Origin of the sequence: Streptosporangium sp. NPDC023615 (assembly GCF_040640155.1) — a bacterium.
Taxonomy (GTDB): Bacteria; Actinomycetota; Actinomycetes; order Streptosporangiales; family Streptosporangiaceae; genus Streptosporangium.
In genome coordinates this window covers 136,856-161,177 of the sequence record NZ_JBFABE010000010.1, presented here as the reverse complement: position 1 = coordinate 161,177, position 24,322 = coordinate 136,856, and the positions used below count along the sequence as shown (strand labels likewise).

10 protein-coding genes are annotated in these 24,322 nt (G+C 74.2%); 8 read left to right on the top strand and 2 right to left on the bottom strand.

Going from position 1 to position 24,322, the window contains the following annotated elements; translation table 11 throughout:
- Window positions 1-15 precede the first annotated feature (15 nt).
- Together AB0G16_RS11095 and AB0G16_RS11090 are read right to left on the bottom strand one after the other, a co-directional pair.
- On the bottom strand, window positions 16-276 hold the full coding sequence (locus AB0G16_RS11095; RefSeq protein WP_362802184.1) for an acyl carrier protein: 261 nt from the start codon (window positions 274-276) through the stop codon (window positions 16-18).
- 130 nt (window positions 277-406) lie between these two features.
- Entirely contained in the window at window positions 407-7,039 is a 6,633-nt protein-coding gene (locus AB0G16_RS11090; RefSeq protein ID WP_362802181.1) for an amino acid adenylation domain-containing protein, read from the bottom strand.
- A 363-nt stretch (window positions 7,040-7,402) separates the two neighbouring features.
- On the opposite strand from AB0G16_RS11090, the gene AB0G16_RS11085 reads away from it, so the two are divergent.
- The 8 genes from AB0G16_RS11085 (at window position 7,403) to AB0G16_RS11050 (ending at window position 24,157) form a co-directional block, all read left to right on the top strand.
- A complete protein-coding gene (locus AB0G16_RS11085; RefSeq protein WP_362802178.1) occupies window positions 7,403-8,857 on the top strand; it encodes an AMP-binding protein in 1,455 nt (484 codons plus the stop codon).
- A complete protein-coding gene (locus AB0G16_RS11080) occupies window positions 8,854-10,467 on the top strand; it encodes a condensation domain-containing protein (protein WP_362802175.1) in 1,614 nt (537 codons plus the stop codon). The genes AB0G16_RS11085 and AB0G16_RS11080 overlap by 4 nt, the downstream gene beginning before the upstream one ends.
- Window positions 10,460-11,566, top strand: a complete 1,107-nt coding sequence (locus AB0G16_RS11075) for a thiamine pyrophosphate-dependent dehydrogenase E1 component subunit alpha (protein WP_362802172.1) — start codon at window positions 10,460-10,462, stop codon at window positions 11,564-11,566. The genes AB0G16_RS11080 and AB0G16_RS11075 overlap by 8 nt, the downstream gene beginning before the upstream one ends.
- The gene (locus AB0G16_RS11070; RefSeq protein WP_362802169.1) at window positions 11,557-12,540 is read left to right on the top strand and encodes a transketolase C-terminal domain-containing protein; all 984 of its coding nucleotides are present in this window, start codon (window positions 11,557-11,559) and stop codon (window positions 12,538-12,540) included. The genes AB0G16_RS11075 and AB0G16_RS11070 overlap by 10 nt, the downstream gene beginning before the upstream one ends.
- Window positions 12,533-13,696, top strand: a complete 1,164-nt coding sequence (locus tag AB0G16_RS11065; protein ID WP_362802166.1) for a 2-oxo acid dehydrogenase subunit E2 — start codon at window positions 12,533-12,535, stop codon at window positions 13,694-13,696. The genes AB0G16_RS11070 and AB0G16_RS11065 overlap by 8 nt, the downstream gene beginning before the upstream one ends.
- Window positions 13,693-19,392 (top strand): amino acid adenylation domain-containing protein, encoded by a 5,700-nt coding sequence (locus tag AB0G16_RS11060; RefSeq protein WP_362802163.1) that lies wholly within the window; start codon window positions 13,693-13,695, stop codon window positions 19,390-19,392. The genes AB0G16_RS11065 and AB0G16_RS11060 overlap by 4 nt, the downstream gene beginning before the upstream one ends.
- 185 nt (window positions 19,393-19,577) lie before the next feature.
- On the top strand, window positions 19,578-20,906 hold the full coding sequence (locus tag AB0G16_RS11055) for an SWIM zinc finger family protein (protein WP_362802160.1): 1,329 nt from the start codon (window positions 19,578-19,580) through the stop codon (window positions 20,904-20,906).
- On the top strand, window positions 20,903-24,157 hold the full coding sequence (locus AB0G16_RS11050) for a hypothetical protein (RefSeq protein WP_362802157.1): 3,255 nt from the start codon (window positions 20,903-20,905) through the stop codon (window positions 24,155-24,157). The genes AB0G16_RS11055 and AB0G16_RS11050 overlap by 4 nt, the downstream gene beginning before the upstream one ends.
- Window positions 24,158-24,322: the final 165 nt, after the last annotated feature.

Sequence of the window (24,322 nt, the reverse complement as noted above, 5' to 3'; positions counted from 1 at the left end):
CGTCCAGGAATGAGGTCAGGGGCGCGCGCCCCGCGCACCCCGTGCCTCGTCGATGTGGCGTTCCAGCGCGTCCAGGTCGTCGAGCAGGTCGAGCCCGTCGCCCGACAGGTCGATCTCCACGCCGAACTCGGTCTCCACCGCGTCGATCAGCCGCATCTGCGCCAGGGACGTGACCCCCAGCGCGGACAGCGGGACCGAGGTGGTCATCGCCTCGTCGGCCGTGACCGCGCCGTCGGACGCCGAGGCCACCATCGCCGCGAGCCGTTCCCTGACCATCGCCAACCCCTCTCGTTCCGTCCCGTACGCCGTTCGCCGGGACCGTGCTCCGGCCGCCGGGCGGCCGGAAGGTTCGGGTACCGCACCCCGTGGCCGCCTCATGGCCGGACCGCGGGAACGGTGACCTCTCTCAGGTCCCGGTCTCCACCAGGCGCTCGGCCTCCTCGTCGGAGAGCCCCTCCAGTTCGGCGACCAGCAGCTCCTCCACCGCCGCCGCGAGCCCGGCCACGGTGCTCCGCGCGAACAGCGTGCGGATCGGCACGTCCACCTGCACCGCCGCGCGGAGCCTGGCGACGGCGCGGGTGGCGAGCAGCGAGTGCCCGCCGAGGGCGAAGAAGTCGTCGAAGGCGCCGACCCCCTCGATCCCGAGCACCTCGCCGAAGATCTCGGCCACCAGCTCCTCGGCGTCGCCGCGCGGCGCGGTCCTGGTCAGCGGTCCGAGCTCGGGAGCGGGCAGCGCGGCCCGGTCGAGCTTGCCGTTCGAGGTCAGGGGCAGGGCGGGCAGGCTCACCCAGAGCGTGGGGACCATGTGGGCGGGGAGCGTGGCGGCCAGCCGCGTGGCGAGCTCCTCACCGGTGACCGTGCCCGTGGCGCCGGCGCTCTCGCCGTCCGTGACACCCATGACACCCATGACACCCGTGCCGCCCGCGTCGCCGGTGGTGCCCGCGCCGCTCACGATGTAGCCGACCAGCGTCTCCCGGTGCACGGCGACCGCGGCCTGGCCGACGCCGGGGCAGGCCAGCAGCCGCGCCTCGATCTCGCCCGGCTCGATCCGGAAGCCGCGGACCTTGACCTGGTCGTCGAGGCGGCCGAGGAACTCCAGCCGCCCGTCGGCCCGCCAGCGCGCCCGGTCGCCGGTCCGGTAGATCCGTTCCCCGCCGCGCACGACGAAGCGTTCGGCGGTCAGGTCCGGCCTGTTGAGATAGCCGACGGCCACCCCGGCCCCGCCGACGCACAGCTCGCCCGGCGCCCCGGGCGGCACGGCCCCGCCGCCCGCGTCCAGGAGCAGGACGGAGGTGTCGGAGATCGGGGCGCCGATCGGCGGACGGCCCGGGGAGCCGTCGAGCTCGGCGGTGGTCGCGATGATCGTCGCCTCGGTCGGGCCGTAGGTGTTGACCAGCCGGACCCGGTCGCCGAAGCGCTGCCGCCAGCGGGTCACGGCCGCCTCGTGCACCTGCTCGCCGCCGAGGATCACCAGCCGCAGGGACGGCGGCCAGGGAATCTCGTCGATCTCGTCGACCAGCGCGTGCCAGTACGCGGTGGGCAGGTCGAGCACGGTGACCCCGCCGAGACGGTCGGGCAGGCTGACACCGCCGTCGGGCAGCAGTTCCAGCCGCGCCCCGGCCACCAGGGCCGGGTAGATCTCCTCGGCGTGGGTGTCGAAGCTCAGCGAGGCGAACTGGACGACCCGGTCGTGCGGGCCCAGGCCGTACGCCTCGCGCATCCAGGCGACGCGGGCGGCCAGGTTGCGGTGCGAGACCACGACGCCCTTGGGCGTTCCGGTGGAGCCGGAGGTGTAGATCACGTAGGCCGCCCCGTCGTCCGGCGTCATCGAATCGGTGCCGGCTCCGACTCCGATGCCGGGGCCGGGGCCGGGGCCGGTGGCCGTGGAGGCGGTGACGGCGGCGGTGCCCGGCGAGGGGGCGGGGTCGTCCACGCGGACGAGCCGGGCGGTTCCGGGCAGCCGGTGGGTCAGGTCCGCCGAGGTGAGGACGAGGCGGGCGGCGCTGTCGTCCAGCATGAAGGCGAGCCGCTCGGCGGGGTGGCCGGGGTCCAGCGGCAGGTACGCCGCCCCGGCCCGCCAGGTCGCGAGCAGGGCCGCGACGACGTCGGGCGACCTGCCCAGGCAGACGCCGACCACGTCCCCGGGGACGACGCCGCGTCCGCGCAGCAGCGCGGCCAGCTCGCCGGCGCGGGCGTCCAGCCCGGCGTAGCCGAGCGTGACGTCCCCGCACCCGATCGCGACCGCGTCCGGCCGGTCGCGCACGGCGTCCGCGAACAGCTCGGGGACGAGGGGGGCGGGCGGCCGTACGGGACCCCGGGACAGGCGCGCGAGCAGCGCGTCGTCGTCGGCGGTGCGCAGCGGCAGCGCCGAGACGCGCTCGCCGGACGCGGCGGGCAGCGCGGTGAGCAGCAGGCGGAACCGGGCCGCCATCGCCTCGACCGTGGCCCGCTCGAAGAGCTCGGCGTCGTAGACGAAGCTGATCATCAGCTCGTGCTCGTCCTGCCAGGCCTCCAGCGCGAGTTCGAGCTTGGCCTGCCGCATGCCGTGGTCGAACACGGTCGCGGTCAGCCCGGCGAAGGTGTCGCGGGCCCGCCCGGAGTCCTGGGTGTGCAGGATGAGCATGGTCTGGAAGAGCGGCGTGCGGGTGAGGTCGCGGTCGACCCTGAGCGCGGCCACCAGCTCCTCGAACGGCACGCCCCGGTGGGAGAAGGCGTCCAGGACCTCGCCCCGGGCCGCGGCGAGCAGATCGGAGAAGACGGGGTCGGCCGACAGGTCGCCGCGCAGGACCAGGGTGTCGCTGAGGTATCCGACGACCTCCTCCAGCCCGACCCGGTCCCGGCCCGCGTCGGCCGCGCCGACGAGGATGTCGTCCTGGCCGGTGTGCCGCGAGAGCAGCACCTGGTAGGCGGCGAGCAGCACCATGAACATGGTGGCGCCGTGCTCCCTGCCGAGCCGGACCAGGGCGGTGGCCTCGGCGGCGTCCAGCCGGACGTCCACGACGTCGCCGCGCCTGGCGGCCCCGGGGGTGCGGGGCCGGTCGACCGGCAGCTCCAGCGTGACGGGGTCGGCCAGCCGCTCGCGCCAGTGGTCGAGCAGGCCCTCCAGGTCGCGTCCGCGCTGCCAGAGGGCGACGTCGCCGGACTGCAGGGGGACCGGGGGCAGGGCGGTGTCGCCGGAGTACAGGCGCGCGACCTCGTCGAGGACGAGGTTGAGCGACCAGCCGTCGCCCAGGATGTGGTGGAGCACGACGCACAGCACGTGGTCGTCCTCGGCGATCCCGATCAGTGTGACGCGCAGGGGAGGCCTGGCCGCCAGCTCGAACGGCGTGTTGGTCAGGGCCGCGACCATCTCCAGCGCCCGGGCCTCGCCCGACGGCGCGGTCCCGGGCGCGGTCCCGGCGGCGGTCCCGGCGCCCGTCGTGCCGGGGCCCGTCGTGCCGGCGGGCACCTCTTCGACGCTCACCTCGTCGACGGGCACCGGACCCGGCGGGTCGATGACGACGACCGGTGCGCCGTCCACCTCGGGGAAGCGGGTGCGCAGGCTCTCGTGCCGGGCGACCGTGCCCGCAAGGGCCCCGGCCAGGGCGCCGCGGTCCAGCGGCCCGCGCAACCGCCTGACCAGGCACATGTTGTACGACGCGTCGTCCGGGTCGAGCCGGTTGAGGAACCAGAGCCGCTCCTGGCCGTAGGACAGGGGCGGGACGGTCCCCCGGGGCCTCGGGCGGGGCCCGGTGGTCCCGCCGGCGCCGGGCTCCACGACCGGGGCGCCGGAGCCGGTCCACGGGACGTCCGGCGACCCGCCCCGTGAACCGTCCGGCACCTCCTGCCTCGTCCCGGTTCGCGGCTCGCCCGGTGATCCGTCCCGTGAGCCGTCCGGGGATCCGGTGGCCGGTCCGGGCGGCCGGCCCGTCAGCCACTCCGCCAGCCCGGCGACGGTCGGGTGCGTGAACACCTCCCTGACCGGCACCTCCCGCCCGGACAGCGCGGTCAGCCGCGAGGTGACCATGGTCGCCAGCAGCGAGTGCCCGCCGAGGGCGAAGAAGTCGTCGTGCGCCCCGACCCCGTCAGTGCCGAGCACCTCGGCGAAGACCCGGGCGACCGTCTCCTCGGCGGGGGTGCGGGGAGCGGTCGCGTCCCGCTCCGGTGCCCGGTCCACCTCGGGGAGCGCGTTGCGGTCGATCTTCCCGTTGGGGGTCAGCGGCAGCGTCTCCACCTCGACGAACACGCCGGGCACCATGTAGCCGGGAAGCTGCAGCGCGGCGTGCTCACGCAGGCCGGAGGTCTCCTCGTCCCCGGTGCCGCCCGCTCCCGGACCTCCGGGGCCGGGGCGGGGCGCGGCCGGGACGACGAAGGCCACCAGCCGGTCCCCGCGCACCGCGGCGACCGACTGCCGCACCCCGGGGTGGGCGTCCAGCACGGCCTCGATCTCGCCCAGCTCGATGCGGTGGCCGCGCAGCTTGACCTGGCCGTCGGTGCGGCCGAGGAACTCCAGGGCGCCGTCCCCCCGGAGGCGGACGCGGTCTCCCGTCCGGTAGTGCCGCGAGCCGCCGGGACCGGGGACGAACCGCTCGGCGGTCAGGGCCGGGCGGCCCAGGTAGCCGGTGGCGACCCCGGCGCCCCCGATGAGCAGCTCCCCGGCCACGCCGATCGGGCACGGCCCGCCGGAGGGGTCCGCGACGTGGACGACGGTGTTGGCGATCGGGTGACCGATGACGATCTCGGCGGGGTCCTCGGGCACCTCCCAGGCCGTCGACCAGATGGTGGTCTCGGTGGGGCCGTAGACGTTGACGAGCCGCCCCAGGCGGGGGCGCAGCTCGCGGGCGAGCCGCGCGGGGAGCGGCTCACCGCCGGTCAGCCCGGTCACGCGCGGCAGGTCCCCCGACAGCAGGACCCGCCACCCCGAGGGCGTCGCCTGGACGTGGGTCACGCCCTCCTCCCGCACCAGGCGGGCGAGCCGGGCGCCGTCGCGGGCCGTCTCGGCGTCGGCGACGACCACCCTGCCGCCCGTCACGAGCGGCAGGTAGAGCTCGAGGGCGGAGATGTCGAAGGAGAGCGACGTCAGCGCCAGCCACACGTCCCCGGGCGAGGACCGCACCAGCGCGCGCATCGCCAGCAGGAAGTTGGTCAGCGCGCGGTGGGGCACCACCACGCCCTTGGGGCGCCCGGTGGAGCCCGAGGTGTAGAGCACGTACGCGGTGTCGTCGGGGAGCGGCCGGTCCGCCGTCCGGGGCGCGGCCTCGGCGCCGGCCGGGGGGAGGTCGTCCAGGGCGGTCAGGACGAGGGCCGCCGCGGAGTCCTCGATCACGTACGAGACGCGGGCCTCGGGGTAGTCGGGGTCGACGGGCAGGTAGGCCGCGCCGCTCATCGCCACCCCGAGCAGCGCGACGAGCATGTCGGCGCCGCGTTCCATCCGGACCGCGACCAGTGAGCCGCGCCCGATCCCGGCCGCGCGCAGCCTCCCGGCCAGCTCGGCCGCGCGCCCGGCCAGTTCCGCGTACGTCAGCCCGGTGCGCCCCGGCGCCGCGTGCGCCTGCCCGGGACCGGCGGGACCGGCGGGACCGGCGGGGTCGGTGGGATCGGTGGGACCGGTCGGACCGGTGGGCGCGGCGCGTACCGCGACCGCGTCGGGGGTCGCCGCGGCCTGTTCCAGCAGCAGGTCGACCAGCGTCACCTCGGGCAGTCCGGCCGCGGTGTCGTTCCACTCCCGCAGCAGGGTGAGCTCGGCGTCCGGCAGCATCCGCAGGGCGCTCACCGGCGAGCCGGGGTCCTCCAGGACGGCGGCGAGCAGCTCCTGGAAGCGGGCGACGAGGCGTTCCACGGTCGCGCGGTCGAACAGGTCGGTGCTGTAGATGACGACGCCCGTCAGCAGGCCGTCGGCGTCGGGGTAGATGTCCATCGACAGGTCGAGCCGGGCCTGCGACCAGCCGTTGGGGAAGGGGACCGCCTCCAGTCCCGGCAGCGGGTCGGCCTCGTCGCCGTGGGTGTGCAGGGCGAAGAGCGTCTGGAACAGGGGGGTGCGGCTGAGGTCCCGCTCCAGGTCGAGGTCGGCCACCAGGCGTTCGAACGGCACCTCCTGCCGGGAGAGCCCGTCCAGCACGACCCGGCGGGTGCGCCTGAGCAGCTCCTCGAAGGTGGGGTCGCCGGACAGGTCGCAGCGCAGGGCCAGCGTGGTGGAGAGAAAACCGATCATGTTCTCCAGCTCGGTGCGGCCCCGGCCGGCCGAGGGGATGCCCACGCAGAAGTCGCCCTGCCCGGTGTGGCGGTGGAGCAGGACCTGGTAGGCGGAGAACAGCACCATGAAGGGCGTGCAGCGGGCGCGGCGGGCCAGGGCGCCGATCGCGGCGGTGGTCTCGGGGGTGATGTGGAACTCGACCTCGGCCCCGGCCCCGCTCCGCAGGGCGGGACGGGGACGGTCCGCCGGGAGCTCCAGGACCGGCACCCCGGCCAGCCGCTCGGTCCACCAGCGCAGCTCCGGCTCGGAGACGCGCAGCGAGCGCGCGTACTCGCCGTACTGCAGCGGTGCCTCGGGCAGCGGAGCGGCGCCCCGGCTGCCGTAGTGCGCGGCGACCTCGGAGCGGAGCACGTTCAGCGACCAGCCGTCGCCGTTGATGTGGTGCAGGACCACGCAGAGCACGTGCTCGTCGGGGCCGAGCTCGACCAGCGAGACCCGGAACGGCGGGGCCGCGGCCAGGTCGAAGGCCGTGTTGGTCAGGGTGGCGACCAGCGCGGCGGCCTCGGAGTCGTCGCGGGCGCGCAGGCGCTCGACGGTCACCGGCGCGGGCGGCTCGACGATCGCCGTCGGCTGTCCGCCCACCTCGTCGAAGCGGGTCCGCAGGCTCTCGTGCCGGGCCGCCACCGCGGTGAAGGCGGCCTCCAGGGCGTCCCTGTCAAGACGACCTTTCACCCTGTAAACATAGGAGGTGTTGTAACCGGCGTCGCCGGGATCGAGCCTGTGCAGGAACCAGAGCCGCCGCTGGCCGTGCGACAGGGGATATTCGGTCCCCGGCTGGCCTGTCGGGACGGTCTCTGACTGGAACACTCGGGGCTCCTCTGCCGGCCGCGGTCCGTGACGCACGCGATCGCGCGGGAAAAATAGGTGGGAAAAGCCCGCTCGGTGCATATGTGCCCAGATGGGCGGGCTTGCGGAAAGGCTCCTTTCTGGAAAGAAACCTTTCAGTTAGTTCTGGGTGGTCAGTGTTACACCTCCCTGTCGGGGGCGCAAGGCCCTCTTTCGGCATGATTTCCTGGTCCCCTCAACCTCGCCGAAGGGCTTGCGCGGCCCTTGCGATCATGTAAGACTGACGCTCGCTTTTGAATAGTAAAGATTCTTTCCTGTAGTGCCTTCGGCACCCACGCGCTTCGGGCGCATATACATCCGATCTTTTAGTGGGAGGTTCACTCGGTGAACCTGACCGTCTCCCAACTGCTCCACGACCGGGCCCTCGCCGACCCCGACGGGGTCGCGCTGATCGTGCACGGCTCGGCCCCCCTTACCTACGGCCGGTGGTACGGGCGCTCCACCGACCTCGCGAACCGCCTGGCCGGACGCGGTGTCGCCCCGGGCGACCGGGTCGGGCTGGTCTTCGGCGCCGCGGACTGGGCGGACTACGCCGTGGCGTTCTGCGCGGTCCTGGCGGCCGGGGCGGCGGCCGTGCCGCTCTCCGAGCGTCTCGCCCCCGGCGACCTGCGCCTCATGCTGGACGACTGCGGCGCGACCGGGGTCGTGCACGGCGCCGGCCTCACCGTGCCCGGGGCCGGCTGGAGCGCCACGATCGGCGACCTGGACGCGGAAACGTCCTACGAGAAGGCCGTTCCCGCGCCTCCGGCGCCCGGCGATCTGGCCCAGATCCTCTACACCTCCGGCACCACCGGCCGCCCCAAGGGCGTCGCGGCCACCCACGCGAACCTGGCCTACGGCTGCGGGGCGAAGCGCCGCCCGTTCGCGCACTCCCGGCACCTCGCGCACGCCTTCCCGATCGGCACCAACGCCGGGCAGACGATGCTGATCAACGCGCTGGACGCGCATCCGGCCGTGGTGACGCTGCCGCGCTTCACCCCGGGCCGCTTCGCCTCACTGATCGAGTCCTACCGGGCGGGAACGGTCTTCCTGGTCCCCGCGATGGCCATCGAACTGATCAACGCCGGGGTGGGGGAGCGGCACGACCTGTCGAGCGTGCTGCTGCTCGGCTCGGCCGCCGCGCCGCTGCCCTCGGCCGTCGCCACGGCCCTGACCACGACCTTCCCCAACGCGACGATCACCAACTACTACACCTCGACCGAGGCCGCCCCGGCCCAGACGGTCATGATGTTCGACCCCGACCGCCCCGGGAGCGTCGGCCGCGCCATCGCCGGGGGACGCGTCAGGATCGCCACCCCCGAGGGCGACCCCCTGCCCGCGGGGGAGACCGGGGAGGTCTGGATGCGCTCCCCGGCCGCACCGCGCGCCTACTACGGCGACCCGGGGAGCGCGACCTTCCGCGACGGCTGGGTGCGGATGGGCGATCTCGGCCGGATCGACGACGAGGGCTACCTCTACCTCGTCGACCGGGAGAGCGACGTGGTGAAGTCGGGGGCCTTCAAGGTCTCCACGATCCATGTCGAGGAGGCCGTCCACGCGCACCCGGCCGTGATCGAGGCCGCCGCGTTCGGGGTGCCCCACCCGGTGCTCGGGACCGTCGTCGCCGTCGCCCTCGCCGTCAGGGAGCCCCTCACCCCCGAGGAGCTGCGGATCTTCCTCAAGGACCGTCTGGCCTCGCACGAGCTGCCCGCGCACGTCCTGACGGTCGAGGCGCTGCCGCGCAACGACGGCGGCAAGGTCGACAAGCGGGCCCTGCGCCGGAGGGTGGAGGGCACATGAGCCCCGCTTCGGCGTCCACGTCCGGGACCGCTTCCGTTTCCGGTTCCGGTTCCGGTTCCGCGGACCACACCGAGGCCGCGCCGGCGCCGGGTCCCGCGCCCGGGGACACACCCGAGGTCACGTTCACCCAGCAGGGCATGTGGGTGACCGAGCAGGCGGGAGGCGGCGGCACGGCGTACCACATGCCGCTCCTCGTCCACCTCGACGGCGACCTGGACACCGCCGCGCTGTCGGCCGCCTGCGCGGCGGTGGCGGAACGGCACCCGATGCTGGGCAGCGTCGTGGCCGAGGTGGACGGCGAACTGCGGCTCGTACCCGGCGCGGAGGTGCCGGTACGCCACTGCGAGCACACGGACCTCACCGGGGAGGAGGACGCGAGCCCCGCCCCGGGAGAGGACGCGGGCCTCCCCGCGGGGGAGGGCGGGTGGGAGCGGGCCGTGCGGGAGGAGATCCTGCGCCCCTTCGACCTGGACACCGGGCCGCTGGCCAGGTTCACCCTGTTCGGGATCGGTCCCCGGCGGCACCTGCTCCTCTTCGTCGCCCACCACATCGTCTTCGACGGCGGCTCCAAGGACGTCCTGGTCCGTGACCTGGCGGCCCTCCACAACGGGGAGACGCCGCCCCCGCTGCCCCGGATCGACCACGGCCGCGCCGAGCGCGACAGGGTGGCGGCCCTCCTCCCGGCCGCCCGGGAGTTCTGGAAGCCCCGATGGCGCGATCCGGGCGAGACCGTCGTGCTCGGCCGGGCGCTCAGGTCCCGGCGGGCGGGCGAGGGCCGGGTGCTGCGGTTCACCCTCGACGCGCCACCCACCCCGATCCCCGGCCTGACCGGGTTCGAGACGCTGCTCGCAGCGCTGCACGCCCTCCTCCTCGGCTACGGCAACGCGACGGTGACCACCGCCGTCGACCTGTCCACCCGCCCCGCCGAGGCCGCGGACCACGTGGGACCGTTCGTCAACGAACTACCGGTCGCCTCCGCGCCCTCACCCGCGCAGACCTTCCGCGCGTTCGCCACCGCGCTCCGCGGCGAGCTGCGCGAGATCTACCGGTTCCGTCAGGTGCCGTTCTCCCGGGCGATGCCCCGGGTCCGGCCGCACGCCGCGCTGATGCCCGTCTCGGTCAGCTACCGGACCCGCCGCGAGGCCGATCCGGTCCTCACCGGCCTGGACACCACGGTCGAGTGGACCGCCTTCAACCACGCGGTCCGCGGCGCGCTGCACCTGCAGTGCGTGGCCGGGCCCGGCGGGCTGGAGATCAGCATGCGGTACGACCCCGAGACGGTGCCCGACGCCGCCCGGGTGGCCGGCGACCTGCGTCGCGTCCTGGAACGCGCCACCCGCCACCCCGACCTGTCACTGCACGACATTCTGGAGAACGAGATGGGTTCCGTCACCACGCTGACCGACCAGGTGCGCGAGATCTGGGAGGAGGTCCTGGGCATCTCGCCGATCGACGACCACGACGACATCTTCGACCTGGGCGGCCACTCGCTGACCATCACGCAGATCATCGCCCGCATGCGCAAGCGCCTGGACATCGAGGTCTCCCTGGACGACTTCTTCGACAACCCGACGATCGCCGGGATCGTGGACTCCCTCAACGATGACTGAGACCACCGTGACCACCGGCACCACCGCGACCACCGGCACCACCGCGACCACCGGCACCCCCGGCACCACCGGCACCCCCGCGCCGACCGGCCTCGCCGCGTCCACGGGCGCCACTCCCACCGCGGCCGCCGCCACCGCCGACGTCACCCACGTCACCCACGTCACCCACGTCACCCACGTCACCGGCGTCGCCGGGCCCCGCCTCTCCCGCATGGCCGACGACGACCTGGAACTCCTGCTGCTGATCCGGCACTTCGAGCTCAAGCTCCTGGAGCTGTACGCCAGGGGGGACCTCAACGGCACCACGCACACCTGCCTCGGCCAGGAGTACGTCCCGGTCGCGCTGCGTCCCCTGCTCGGCCCGGCCGACCACGTCTTCAGCAACCACCGCGGCCACGGCCACTACCTGTCCAGGTTCCGCGACCCGCACGGCCTGCTCGCCGAGATCATGGGCAGGCAGGGCGCGATCTGCGGCGGCGTCGGCGGCAGCCAGCACATCCGGCGCGACCGCTACCTCTCCACCGGCGTACAGGGCGAGAGCATGCCGGTCGCCGCGGGGGTGGCGCTCCACCTCAAGCGCTCCGAGCCCGGCGCGCTGGCCTGCGTCCACATCGGCGACGGCACCTGGGGCGAGGGCGCGGTCTACGAGGCGCTGAACCTGGCCGCGCTCTGGCGGCTCCCGCTGCTGGTCGTGGTGGAGAACAACGGGGTGGCCCAGTCCACCCCGACCGCGGCGCAGATGGCGGGCACGGTGGCCGGCCGCGCGGCCGCGTTCGGCGTCCGGCACCGCCTGGTCGTCTCCGCCGACGTCAACGAGATCCGCATGGCGCTGGAAGGCGACGTCGCGCGGGTGCGCGAGGGCGTCCCGCTGGTGGTCGAGTTCGTCACCCACCGCCTCGGGCCGCACAGCAAGGGCGACGACGTCCGCCCGGCCGGCGTCGTACGGGCCGCCAGGGAGAGCGACTGGTACGGCCGCTACGCCCACGACCACCCCGAGCACTTCCGCCGGTTCGACGAGACGGTCAGGGCCGGGATCCAGGCCGTCGCCGACGAGGTCGCGGCGCGCCCGCCGTCCCGGGGGGAGGGACCGTGCGCGTAGCCGAGAACCTCAACGCGGCCCTGCACGCCCTGCTGGAGGACGACCCCACGGCCTACGTGCTGGGCGAGGACATCGTCGACCCGTACGGCGGCGCCTTCAAGGTCACCAAGGGGCTGTCCACCCGCTTCCCCGAGCGTGTGATCACCACCCCGATCAGCGAGGGCGCGCTGACCGGCGTCGCGGCCGGCCTGGCGCTGACCGGCAACACGGCCGTCGCCGAGATCATGTTCGGCGACTTCGTGACGCTCGCCTTCGACCAGCTCTGCAACTTCGCCAGCAAGTCCGTGTCGATGTACGGCGAGCGGGTGCCGCTGCGGATGGTGGTGCGCTGCCCGACCGGCGGAGGCCGCGGCTACGGCCCCACGCACAGCCAGAGCCTGCAGAAGCACTTCATCGGCATGCCCGGCCTCTCGCTGTACGAGATGTCGCCCTTCCACGACAACCGCGCGGTGTTCGCGGCGATGCTGAAGGCGGCCGAGCCCTGCGTGTTCTTCGAGGACAAGGTCCTCTACACCCGGCAGATGGAGCGCGTCGACCCGCTGTTCGCGGTACGCCGCGACGGCGACCTGGCCGTGGTGGACATCCGCGACGCCGGTGACCGTCCCGACTGCGTGATCATCGCCCCCGGGGGGATGGCCCACCGGGCCCTGGGCGCCATGCGCTCCCTGCTGGTGGAGCAGGAGATCGTCACCCGGCTGCTGGTCCCCTCCCGCCTCTACCCGCTGGACGCGGACGCGCTGCTGCCCCACGTCGGCGACGTCGTGCTCGTCGCCGAGGAGAGCACCCCCGGGGGCACCTGGGGCAGCGAGGTCGCCCACCTGCTGCACGCCCGCCTCTGGGGGCGCCTGCGCGGGCCCGTCCGGGTCGTCTGCTCGCGCGACGCGGTGATCCCCACCGCCGCCCACCTGGAGGCCGAGGTCCTGGCCGGGGAGTCCGCGATCCACCACGCCGTACGGGAGGCCCTGCGTGGCTGAGATCCGCGTCCCCAAGCTCAACGACAACGACACCGAGTACCTGGTCGTCGCCTGGCTGGTGGGGGACGGCAAGGCCGTCGCCGCCGGGGAGGCGATCGCCGTGCTGGAGACCTCCAAGGCCGCCGACGAGCTGGAGGCGCCCGAGGCGGGCTACCTGCACCACGCCGCCGCCCTCGACACCTGGGTCGCCCCGGGGTCGCTCCTGGCCCGCGTCACCGCCGAGGCGGACCCGCCGCCCGCCCCGGCGTCCGGCGCGACTCCCGGGGCGACACCTGTCGCGGTGTCCGACCCGGATCCCGGCACCACACCCGCGCCGGTCGTCGAGCCGGTCGTCGAGCCGGTCGTCACCGATCCGGCCCGCGCCGCCATGGCCGAGCTCGGGGTCTCCGACGCCGAGGTCGCCTCGCTGGGCCTGGCCGTCGTCCGCCGGACCGACGTGGAGGCCCTGGCCGCCCGCCGTACCGAGAAGGCGGCCCCCGAGGCGCCCGAGAGCGGGACCGAGGCGGGAACGCACCGGCTCTCCCGGGTGCAGCGCGCCGTCGCGCGCGCCGTCACCCTCTCGCACGACACGATCCCCGCCGCCTACACCGCGGTGAGGTTCGACGTGGGCCCGCTGCTGGAGCGGGCCAGGGGACTGACCAGGGAGGTCCGCAGGCCGGTCGGCCTGGCCGAGCTGTTCGTCCAGGCCGTGGCCGCCCTGCACCCGGCGTTCCCGCTCTTCTTCTCCTCCCTCGACGGCGACCGGGTGCGCCCCGCCGACGCCCCGCGCGTCGGCGTGACGTTCGACATGGGCGAGGGCCTGTACGTGCCGGTCGTCCACGACACGAGCTCGCTCAAGGCCATCGCCGACACGCTCATGCGCCACCGGCTCGCCGCCGTCGAGGGCGACTTCCGGGAGAGGGACCTCACCGGCGCCACCATCGCCGTCACCCTGCACACCGAGGCCGACGTCGTCCTCGCCATCCCGTTCGTCTTCCCCGGTACGGTCTGCGCGCTCGCGGTCACCTCGCCGCAGCGCGAACCGGCCTTCGCCGAGGACGGCACGGTGACGGCGAGGACCGTCGCCTGCGTCGGTCTCGCCTACGACCACCGACTCATCAACGGCCGGGACGCCGCGCTCTTCCTCGCGGCCCTCCGGATGGAGCTGCGCATATGACCGAGACCACGCTGTCGGACGCGAAGAAGACGCTGCTCGCCCAGCGGCTCCGGCGCAGGGGGGAGTCGCGGGCCGTCGTCGCCCGCGCGCCCGGAACCGTCCCGCCCCTGTCGCACGCCCAGGAACGCCTGTGGTTCCTGGAGCAGTACCGGCCGGGCACCACCGTCTACACCGTGCCCGTCGCGGTGCGGCTGCGCGGGCCCCTGGAAGCGGACGCGCTGCGCCGCGCGCTGGACGAGGTCGTCACGCGGCACGAGGCCCTGCGGATGCGCTTCCTCACCACGGAGGACGGCACCCCCGAACTGGTCGTGGACGACCCCCGCCCCGCGGAGCTGCGCGTCGTCGACGTGGCCGACGCCGACGCCGCGATCGAGCTGTTCGACGCCGACCTGGCCGTCCCCTTCGACCTGGAGCACGGCCCGCTCTTCCGCGCCGTGCTGGCGCGGATCGAGCCCGAGGACCATGTCCTGCTGCTGGCCGCCCACCACACCGTCGTCGACGGCTGGTCCAGCGACCTGATCATCCGCGAGCTGCTCGCCCTGCACGACGGCGACCCCCTGCCGCCCGCGCCGGTCGGCTACGGCGACTACGCCCTGTGGCAGCGGGGCCTCGACCACACCCGCGAGGTCGCCCACTGGCGCGACCGGCTGGCCGGGCTGCCCGCCCTGGAGCTGCCCACCGACCGGCCGCGTCCGGCCGAGCAGCGCCACGAGGGGGCCGCCCTCGACGTGCGGATCGACGCCGACCTCACCCGGCGGCTGACCGAGCTGGGCGCCGCGGCCGGGGCCACGCCGTACATGACGCTGCTGGCCGCCTTCCAGGTCCTGCTGTACCGCTACTCGGGGCAGACGGACTTCGCGGTCGGCTCCCCGGTCGCCGGGCGCGGGCTGCCCGAGCTGGACGGGGTCGCCGGCATGTTCGTCAACACCCTCGTCCTGCGCGCCGACCTGGCCGACGACCCGTCGTTCACCACCTTCCTGGCCCGTACCCGCGAGACCGCGCTGGACGCCTTCGCGCACCAGGAGCTCCCGTTCGACCGGCTGGTCGGCGAGCTGAACGTGACCCGCGACGTGAGCAGGTCGCCGCTGGCGCAGGTCACGTTCGCGCTGCAGAACTTCAAGGCGGGCCGGGAGGACCGGCGCGTCTCCTACCTGACGCTCCCGGCCAGGACCACTCGCTACGACCTGGGCCTGTACCTGTTCGAGAGCCCGGACGGGCTGCTCGGTCACCTCTCCTACGGCACCGCCCTGTTCGACGCCGCGACCGTGGAGCTGATGGCGGCGCGGTTCGAGACGCTGCTGCGCTCGATCGTGGCGGACCCCGACAGGCGGGTGGGGGAGCTGTCGCTGCTCTCCGCCGAGGAGCGCGAGCTGGTCCTGGGCTTCGCGACGGGACCCGCCGCCACGCCGTCCGGGCACGCGCTGCTGCACGACCTCGTCACCGCGCGGGCCGCGCTGACCCCGGGCGCGACGGCCGTGGTCCACGACGTCTCGCCGTCCGCCGCCGCGTCCGCCGCTGCGGTACCCGCCGTACGCGGCGCCTCCGCGCGGCCCGGCGCGCCGTCCCCGGCCGGCGAGGGCTCGCTGACCTACGCCGGGCTGGACGAGCGCTCCACCCGGATCGCCGCCCTGCTGAGGAACCGCCACGGCGTGGGCCCCGACACCAGGGTGGGCGTCTTCCTGGAGCAGTCCACCGACCTGGCGGCGGCCGTCGTCGGCGTGCTGAAGGCCGGCGGCGCCTACGTTCCCCTCGACCCCAAGCAGCCGCGCGAGCGGCTGGCGTACATGCTCGCCGACGCCGGGGCCGTGGCCGTCCTCACCACCTCCGCCCTGAGCGACCTCGTGCCCGACGTGCCGGTGATCCACCTGGACACCGAACCGCTGGACGAGACCGGCTTCGCGCCCCCGGACCTCTCGCCGGACCACCTCGCGTACGTCATCTACACCTCGGGCACCACCGGGCGGCCCAAGGGCGTCGGCGTGCAGCACCGGCAGGTGCTCACCTACCTCGCCGGGGTCAAGGAGCGCTTCGAGGTCGAGCCCGGCGCGGTCTACACGCTGCTGCAGTCGCTCTCGTTCGACTTCGGGGTGACGATCTTCTACCTGTCGCTCATGACCGGCGGCGAGCTGCACCTGGCCGACCCGCAGGCCCCCGTCGAGGAACTCGCCGGGCTGCTCGGCCGCACCGACTACCTGAAGATGACCCCCTCCCACCTCGCCTCGCTGCTGGCCGGGGTGGACGATCCCGCCCAGGTGCTCCCGCGCAGGCTCCTGATCCTCGGGGGCGAGGCCTCCCGATGGAGCTGGGCCCGCGAGCTGGCCGCGCACACCCCGGTCGTCAACCACTACGGTCCCACCGAGGCCACGGTCGGCATCTCCACCCACGCCGTCACCGGCGAGGACGAGCGCTCGTCGAACCTGCCGATCGGCAGGCCGCTGCCCGGCGCCGCCGTCTACGTGCTCGACGAGCACCGGCGGCCGGTCCCGCCCGGCATGACCGGCGAGATCTACCTCGGCGGCGACCGGCTCGCCCGCGGATACCTCGGCCGCCCCGGCCTGACGGCCGAGAGGTTCCTGCCCGACCCCTACGGCGAGCCCGGGGCCCGCATGTACCGGACCGGCGACCTCGGCCGCTGGCTGCCCTCCGGTGACCTGTGCTTCCTGGGCCGCCGCGACCTCCAGGTGAAGGTCAGGGGCTACCGGGTGGAGCTGCCGGAGATCGAGGCGGTGCTCGCCGGCCAGCCGGAGATCGCCCACGCCGTCGTCGACCTGCGCGCCGACCGGCTGGTCGCCTACGTCGTCGCCGAGCACGCCGGGGAGCAGGTCGCCGTCGGCGAGCTGCGGGCGCGGCTCGCCGAACGCCTGCCCGAGTACATGATCCCCGGCCGGTTCGTCTGGCTGGACGAGCTGCCCCTGAAGTCGCACGGCAAGGTCGACCGGGCGAGCCTGCCCGACCCCGACGAGGCCCGCCCCGACCAGGAGGCCGGGTTCGTCCCGTCCCAGACACCCCTGGAGGAGGCGGTCGCGGCGGTGTGGGCGACGGTCCTCGGACTGGCCCAGGTCGGCGTGCTGGACGACTTCTTCGACCTGGGCGGGCACTCGCTGCTCGCCGCGCAGGTCGTCGCCCGCCTGCGGAAGACCATCCCCGAGGGCGGGCGCCAGGTCACGATCCTGGACCTGTTCAAGCACCGGACCGTGCGCGCGCTCGCTCGGCTCGTCGAGGCGGGCGACGACGGCCCGCGCATGCTCCTGCACCGCCTCACCCCGACCCGCGCCGCCACCTCCACCCTGGTCTGCGTGCCGTACGGCGGAGGAAGCGCGGCCATCTACCAGCCGCTGGCCGACACGCTGCCCGCGAACTGGGCGCTGCACGCGGTCGCCGTCCCCGGCCAGGAGATGGGCCTGATCGAGGAGACCCGGCCCGTGGCGGAGGTCGCGCAGGGCTGCGTGGAGGAGATCCTCAAGGAGATCCGGGGGCCGCTGGCCCTGTACGGGCACTGCGGGCTCGGCGTCATGCTGACCGTGGAGATCGCCCGCCGCCTGGAGGCCGCGGGCCGCCCGGTCGAGGCGATCTACCTCGGCGGCATCTTCCCCTTCGCCCGCCCCACCTCGGTGCTGGCGAAGCTGTCGAACCTGACCGACCGCCTCCGCAGCGACCAGGTCTGGGCCAACGCCCTGCAGGCCGCCGGTCTCGACGTGGAGGACCTGGAGCGCGAACAGCTCAAGCTGATGATCGACAACCGCCGCAAGGGCACCAAGGAGGCCGAGCGCTACTTCACCCGCCTCTTCGAGGAGGGCGTCGAGCCGCTGCGGGCGCCGATCATCTCGGTGGCGGGCGACCGCGACCCGGCCACCGAGTTCTACCAGGAGCGCTACCGCGAGTGGCACCTGCTGACCGGCTCCACGGCCGTGGTCGTCCTCGACGAGGCCGGGCACTTCTTCCTGAAGTACCGGGCGCAGGAGCTCGCCGACATCGTCACCGGCACCCACCGGGCCCTCGCCTCCGGTGACACGGCGAGGCTGGCCCGTACCGACCGGTCCACCTGGTGGCTCGGCGGCGTCTCCACCCAGGACGCCCCCACGGAGATCGCCCCGGCGACGATGGCGCCCGCGATCATCGGCGCGGGACCGGTCGCGCCCGCCCTCACCGCCACGGGGACGTCCACGTCCGCCCCGCCCGGGCCGGGACCGGACGCGTCCGCCTCCGGTCCCGCCGCGGGCGGGGCGCCACCGGGGACGGGGCACCCGGCCGCGACGGACCCCGCGGCGCCGTCCGGCCCGCCGCCCAGCATGAAGCGGTTCGCCGCCGTTGCGGCCGGACAGCTCGTCTCGATCATCGGGTCGTCGCTGACGGAGTTCGCCGTTCCGCTGTGGATCTACATCACCACCGACTCGCTCGCCAGGTTCGCGCTGTTCTCCGTCCTCGCGCTGGTCCCCGGCATGCTGGTGTCCCCGCTGGCCGGTGCCCTCGTCGACCGCTACGACCGGCGCAAGGTGATGCTCGCCGGAGACCTCGGCGCGTTCGGCACCCAGCTGGCGCTGGGCGTCCTGCTGTGGACCGGCAACCTGCAGATCTGGCAGATCTACCCGCTCCTGGTCCTGCTGTCGGTCTCGCTGACCTTCCAGCGCCTCGCCTACAACTCCGCCATCCCGCAGCTGGTCCCCAAGCGCTTCCTCGGGCACGCCAACGGCGTGGTCCAGATGGTCACCGGCACCGCCCAGCTCGTCGTGCCGCTGGTCGCGGTCGGCCTGATGTCCGTGATCGGGCTGGAGGGCATCCTCGTCCTGGACGTCGTCTCCTACGTCTTCGCGATCGGGGTGCTGCTCTTCGTCCGCTTCCCGAGGACCATGGCGTGGAGGCGCAGGGAGTCGCTGGTCGCCGAGATGGTCGAGGGCTGGAAGTTCTCCTGGGGCAACCGGGGCTTCCGCGGCATGCTGTTCTTCTTCGCGGTGCTGAACATCTTCCTGTCCCCGCTGTTCCTGCTGATCTCACCGCTGGTCCTGGGCTTCGCCTCCCTGGAGGACGTCGGCAGGATCTCCTTCTTCGGTGGCCTGGGCGTCTTCCTCGGCGGCCTGACCATGACCGTCTGGGGAGGGCCGCGACGGCGACGGCTGCGCGGCGTCATGCTCTCCACCCTCGCCCTGAGCCTGTTCTGCCTGGTCACCGGTCTGCAGCAGAACCTGATCCTGATCGCCGTCGGCGCCTTCGGGATGTCGTTCTGGCTGACCATGCTCAACGGCGTCTACGCCACGATCATCCAGGTCAAGGTGCCGCAGCGCTTCCACGGCCGCGTCATCGCGCTCAACACGCTCGTCGCCTGGTCCACCCTGCCGATCGGCTTCGGCCTGGTGGCGCCGTACGGCAGCGCCCTGTTCGACCCGCTGATGGTTCCCGGCGGTCCCCTCGCCGACACGGTCGGCCTCGTGCTGGGCACGGGCGAGGGTCGCGGCGTCGGCCTGATGTACGTGCTGTTCGCGGTGGCCATCGCGGTCACCGCGCTGGTCGCGATGCGCACCCGCACGCTGTCCCGGTTCGACGTGGACGTCCCCGACGCGCTCCCGGACGACCTGGTCGGCTTCCAGGCCATCCAGAGGCGCCTGGAGCGGGAGCGCAAGGAACGCGAGAGCGTCGAGCCGGAGCCGGTCACCGAGCCGGTCACCGAGCCGGTCACCGAGCCGGTCCCGACGGGGAGGTGACCTCGTCCCGACGGGTGGACACCCGGGACGCCGGCCCTTCCCCGGTGTCCGGCTCCCGGGTGCCCGGCGATGAAGCGGGGGACTCTCACGCGGACCGGGGAGGTCCCCCGTCCACGAGAGGGGGAGGCCGATCCCTCGACGTCCGCCGCGCCGGTTTGTCGGTGAGGTGATCTAACGTCCCGATCATGACTGCAGCGACGCAGGCGTACACGTACGCCGCGCCCTCCTCCCTCGTCGACGGCCGGCTCGGACTGGCGACCTCCGGCGGCCGGGCCCTGTCCGGCCCGGCCGCGGCCCCCCGGTTCTTCAGCGGAGTGGTGACCCGGGCGGCCCCCGCCGCGGCGGCCCTGCTCGGCGTCGCCGACGTGGCGCTGGCCCGCTACCACCAGCCGCAGGCGCGGCCCGGCTGGGTGCGCGACCCGGTGGTGACGTGCAACGGGGACCGGCTGCGGTTCGAGTCGTTCTCGGCCTGCGGCGGCGTGTACGCCCGGCTCGACCTGCTGGGCGGCGCGCTCGACGGCGAGGTGTTCGACCGGGGCACCACCAACGTCGACGTGAACGCGCCGCTCCGGGAGGCGCTGGCGCGCATCGGCGCGCGTGACCCGTTGCACCTGGGGGTCGGGCTCGACGAGCTGGTCGTGACCACGATGGACGGCGCCGTGGTGGAGAAGAAGGTGCCGCTGCCCGAGCGCTGGTTGCGCGGCTTCGCCGAGGTGCAGGTCATCGCCTCGGGCATGGACCAGCGCGGTGAACTGGCCGGCATGGCGGCGGTGCGGTTCCTGCGAGGGCTGCCCAGGAAGGGCACGGTGTGGGTGGCGCAGGCGGGGCGGGAGCTGAAGGTCTCCGACCGTCGGGTTCCGGGCTCGGTCCAGCTCGCCGGTCCCAACCGGCTCGCCACCCTGCTGCCGCTGCTGCGCTTCGCGACGTCCCTGCGGGTGTACGGCCCGGCCGACGCCGCCTCCAGCGCCTGGGAACTGGAGCTCCCCGGCATGCGCTACACGCTCACCCTCTCGCCCGAGCGCTGGCGCGGCTTCTCGGGCGAGGGCGCGGTGCTCGACGACCTGGCCACCGACGAGGCCGAGGACGACGCCGACGTGGTGGGCATGCTGCTCACCTTCGAGCCCGAGATCGAGATCGGCCTGCTGGCCGACCGCGCGGGCCTGCCCGCCGACCGGGTTCGGGCCGCGCTGACGCGGCTCGGCGTCGCCGGCCGGGTCGGCTACGACCTGTCGGAGGCCGCCCACTTCCACCGTGAGCTGCCCTACGACAGGGACAACGTGATGCTGCTGAACCCGCGGCTGGCCAAGGCGCGCGGGCTCGTCGACGCGGGCGCCGTTCACCTCGAGGGCGACCTGGCCACCGTCCGTACCCCGGGCGGCGCGCGCCGGGTCTCGCTCGCCGACGGATCCTGCACCTGCGAGTGGTGGTGGGACCACCGCGGCTCCCGCGGGCCGTGCAAGCACGTGCTGGCCGCCCGGATCGTCGCTCGCGCCGCCGTGGAGGTCTCCCGATGACCCTCTGGGCGGAGATCTGTGATCTGGTCACCCGCAACGAGGTCACCCGCCTGGCCGACCGGCTGGTCACGCTCACCGAGGAGGAGCGCGCCGACCTGGGCGGGCGGCTGCCCGGCCTGGTCAAGGAGCTGCGCCGCCTCCGCACCGAGCAGGTGCGCGCCGACCATCCCGACGACGTCGAGGAGATGGCCTCCTGGGAGGTCGGCGATCTGCTCGACAGGCTGGCCGGCGCGCTGCTGCTGACCGGCGTCGGCGTCGTCACCGGCCCGGCGGCCGCGGTGGCGTGGATGACCGGCCGCGACGTCAACCGCCGCTGGGCCGAGGATCCCGACGTCGCCCAGGTGTGCCGGGTGGCGGCCGCCCGCCCCCTGGAGTGGCGTCGTGACGTCGCGGTCCGGCTGGCCCTGCGGGTGCGCCGTCCCGCCGACCGCGTCGCGCCGCTGGCCGTGGCGCTGCTGCGTGAGTCCGGCGCCGTGCCGCCCGACCACGACCCGCTGGTGGCGGCCTGGCTGGCCGCGCCGAGCGTGGCCGACGACCCCCTGACCGCCGTGCTGCTGCCTCGCGTCTTCGACGCCGACGGCGCGGGCCGCGCCCTCCGCGACGAGCGGCTGGAGCCCGCGCCGACCCGCTGGCTGGCCGCCACCGCCCGCGAGCTGCCCAGGGAGCGGGTGCTCGACGGGTGCGTGAGCCGTTTCCTGCGCGGCGGTGAGGCGCAGGACCTGCGGTTCTTCGTCCGGTTGCACACCCTCCTCGACCCCACGCCCGCGGAGTCCGCGCCCCGCCTGCGCGACTACCTGCGGTTGTTGCCGTCTGCTCCGGGCACGGTCGCCGAGCTGGCCGCCGGGCAGGTGCGCGGGGCGATGCCGCTCGACCACGCCGACCTGGTCGAGGCGGTCGACGCGCTCACCTTCCGGGAGGAGGCCAAGCTCGCCGCCACGGGCCTGCGCTGGCTCGACCGGACGCTCCGGGACACCCCCGAGGCGGCCGCCGATCTCGTGACCGCGCTGACCACGGCGTACGCGCACACGTCCTTCGACGTGCGCCACCGCGCGGTCGAGCTGACCGTGAAGCACGCCGATCTGTTCGCCGGCCACACCGAGGCGATCCTCGACGCGATCCCCGGGCTCCCCGCCGACGTGGGCGCCGAGCTCGCCGCCCGGTTCGGCGGGGAGAGGCCCGTCGAGGAGCTGGTCGAGACCAAGGAGTTCCCGCCGCTGCCCGAGGTGCCCTCACCGGAGCGTTTCCCCGACCCGTCGATCTTCCCGGGCCGTCACGAACGGTGGGTCGACCAGGAGCGCTGGATGGCGGCGTTCGTCACCGGGGTCGCGGAGAACCGCACCGACCTGCGCCGGAGGCTGAGCCCGCACGTCGAGCAGCAGACGCGATACCGGCGGGACAGGGACGAGATCACCGACCCCGGCGAATGGCAGGCCGTGCTGGCCGAGGAGCTCGTCGCGCCCGGCACCCTGCCGGAGATCCCCCCGTTCGGCCCGGAGAAGTTCTGGGACGGCCCGAATCACTCGGTCTCGGTCCGGCCGGTCGCCCGTGGCGAGGAGATCGAGCTGGAGCCGCCGAAACGGCGGATCACGGTGGTCGGTCACTGGCGTCCCGGCCGCTACCTCGACGACGACACTCCGCTCCGCGTCATCTTCATCACCTGGACCAGCGACGACGGCCCTGCCGGGGCCGTGGCCATCGAGGCCGGGCGGCCGATCCCCTTCGCCAACGGCCGGGTCTACCTGTACGGGCAGCCCTCCGACGACGACCGGGCACCGGACCCGGGCCCCGGCGAGCCTTCCGAGGAGTTCGACGAGTCCGAGGATGTCGAGGATGTCGAGGACTTCGACGAGTCCGAGGGCTTCGACGACACCGTCCCGGATCACCGCGAGCGCCGTCCGACAGAGCCCGGAGTCCTCTACGACGACTCGGTGGAGGCCATGCCGGAGCACGACCTGCGCCGCGCCTACGAGCGCATGGCCGAACTGGGGGTGAACCCCGACCGGATCACGGCGATGCGCAAGGGCCTGCCGGTGCCCCCACCCGGCCCGGACGAGCCGCTCGTGGCGGTCACCGTCGGCTTCGTCCCGCCCCGGCTGCGCTCCTTCCAGCGCCGGCCGCTTCCTCCCCTGCACGAGTGGCGGCGGCGACACCGGCTCCCGCACCCGAACCGGCTCTCGCCGCCGTCCGACTTCCTCGCCACCCGCTACGCGGAGCTGTACGAGGCCCTGCGCGCCGGCACCCTTCCGCCGGTGCTGCTGGCCACGCCGACGTGGACGACCGGCCACCTCGACCCCGACGCGCTGGTCGACCGGCTGGAGACGTGCGCCGCCGCAGGCGTGGAACCGCTGCGGGCCGATCTGACGCAGGCGCTGCTGCGGCTGCCCCGGGGCGGCCACCCGGTCGCCGCCGACCGGGCTGCGAAGATCGATTCCGCAGCGGCGCGCAGGGCTGCCGAACGGCTGGCCGGGCAGGGGATGCCCGACCCGGAGTGCGGTCTGCGGTGGACCCACATGGTGGACGCGTCCATGGTCGAGTTCGGCGACGGCGAACCCGAGCACTTCACCGCGGTCCGCCTGACGCCGGTGCTACGGGCCACGCCCACCGGCGACGAACTGCTCGACGAGGTGCTGCGACAGCCGTTCGACTGGTCGGGCGAGGGCCTGGGCAGCGGGATCGGCGGGTGGCCGGCCATGCTGCCCTCGCACCGCGAGGTGGTGGCCGTGAACATGCTGCCGTTCGTGCTCCACAGCCACTGGTACCCGAACGTGACCCCGGCGGAACTGTCCCGTCTGGTCGCCTGCGACGGCCCCGTGGGTGAGGCGACGGCGGTGATCATCGCTTTCCTGCTGGGGAGCGGCGTGCCCGGGACGATCCCGGTGGTCCTGCGGATGGCGGCCAGAGGCGACCTGCCCGCCGAGGCGATCGGCCGCCAGCTCGCGCTGGTGCTGCGCCGCACCTGGCTGGAGACCCGCCCCGCCCTCGCGGCCCTCGCCGAACTGGCCGACGCCGGCGGCCACCACGAGGTGTGGCGCATCCTGCGCGCCCTGCTGCCCGGGATGTTGCCGGGCGAGGGGCGGCGCATCACCGTGACCCACGCCGAACTCGTCGCCTTCGCCGCCGACGTGGCGCGATGGACCGGCGCTCGCGGGGAGATCCCGGTCGTCGCCGGGTTCGCGCGCGACCGCCGCACGATCCGCTTCGTCCATGAGTGCAAGCGCCTTCACGCCCAGCTCACCGCGGCCACGCCGTGACCTTTGACGAGATCCCCGACGAGATCCCCGCCGCGATCGGGGATCTCGTCGGAGGTCACGTGCTCGGCCACGACGCCGGGTGAACGATCGACCCGGGCCGCCCTTCCGGCGAAAGCGCGAGTTCAGGCCCGCAGCCTCAGGCCAGGCCCACGGTCGGAGGTCGGG

Excerpts from the sequence above, each read along its gene's own strand:
- AB0G16_RS11095 (WP_362802184.1), bottom strand. The coding sequence starts at position 276 with ATGGTCAGGGAACGGCTCGCGGCGATGGTGGCCTCGGCGTCCGACGGC.
- AB0G16_RS11080 (WP_362802175.1), top strand. The coding sequence starts at position 8,854 with ATGAGCCCCGCTTCGGCGTCCACGTCCGGGACCGCTTCCGTTTCCGGT.
- AB0G16_RS11075 (WP_362802172.1), top strand. The coding sequence starts at position 10,460 with ATGACTGAGACCACCGTGACCACCGGCACCACCGCGACCACCGGCACC.
- AB0G16_RS11060 (WP_362802163.1), top strand. The coding sequence starts at position 13,693 with ATGACCGAGACCACGCTGTCGGACGCGAAGAAGACGCTGCTCGCCCAG.
- AB0G16_RS11055 (WP_362802160.1), top strand. The coding sequence starts at position 19,578 with ATGACTGCAGCGACGCAGGCGTACACGTACGCCGCGCCCTCCTCCCTC.
- AB0G16_RS11050 (WP_362802157.1), top strand. The coding sequence starts at position 20,903 with ATGACCCTCTGGGCGGAGATCTGTGATCTGGTCACCCGCAACGAGGTC.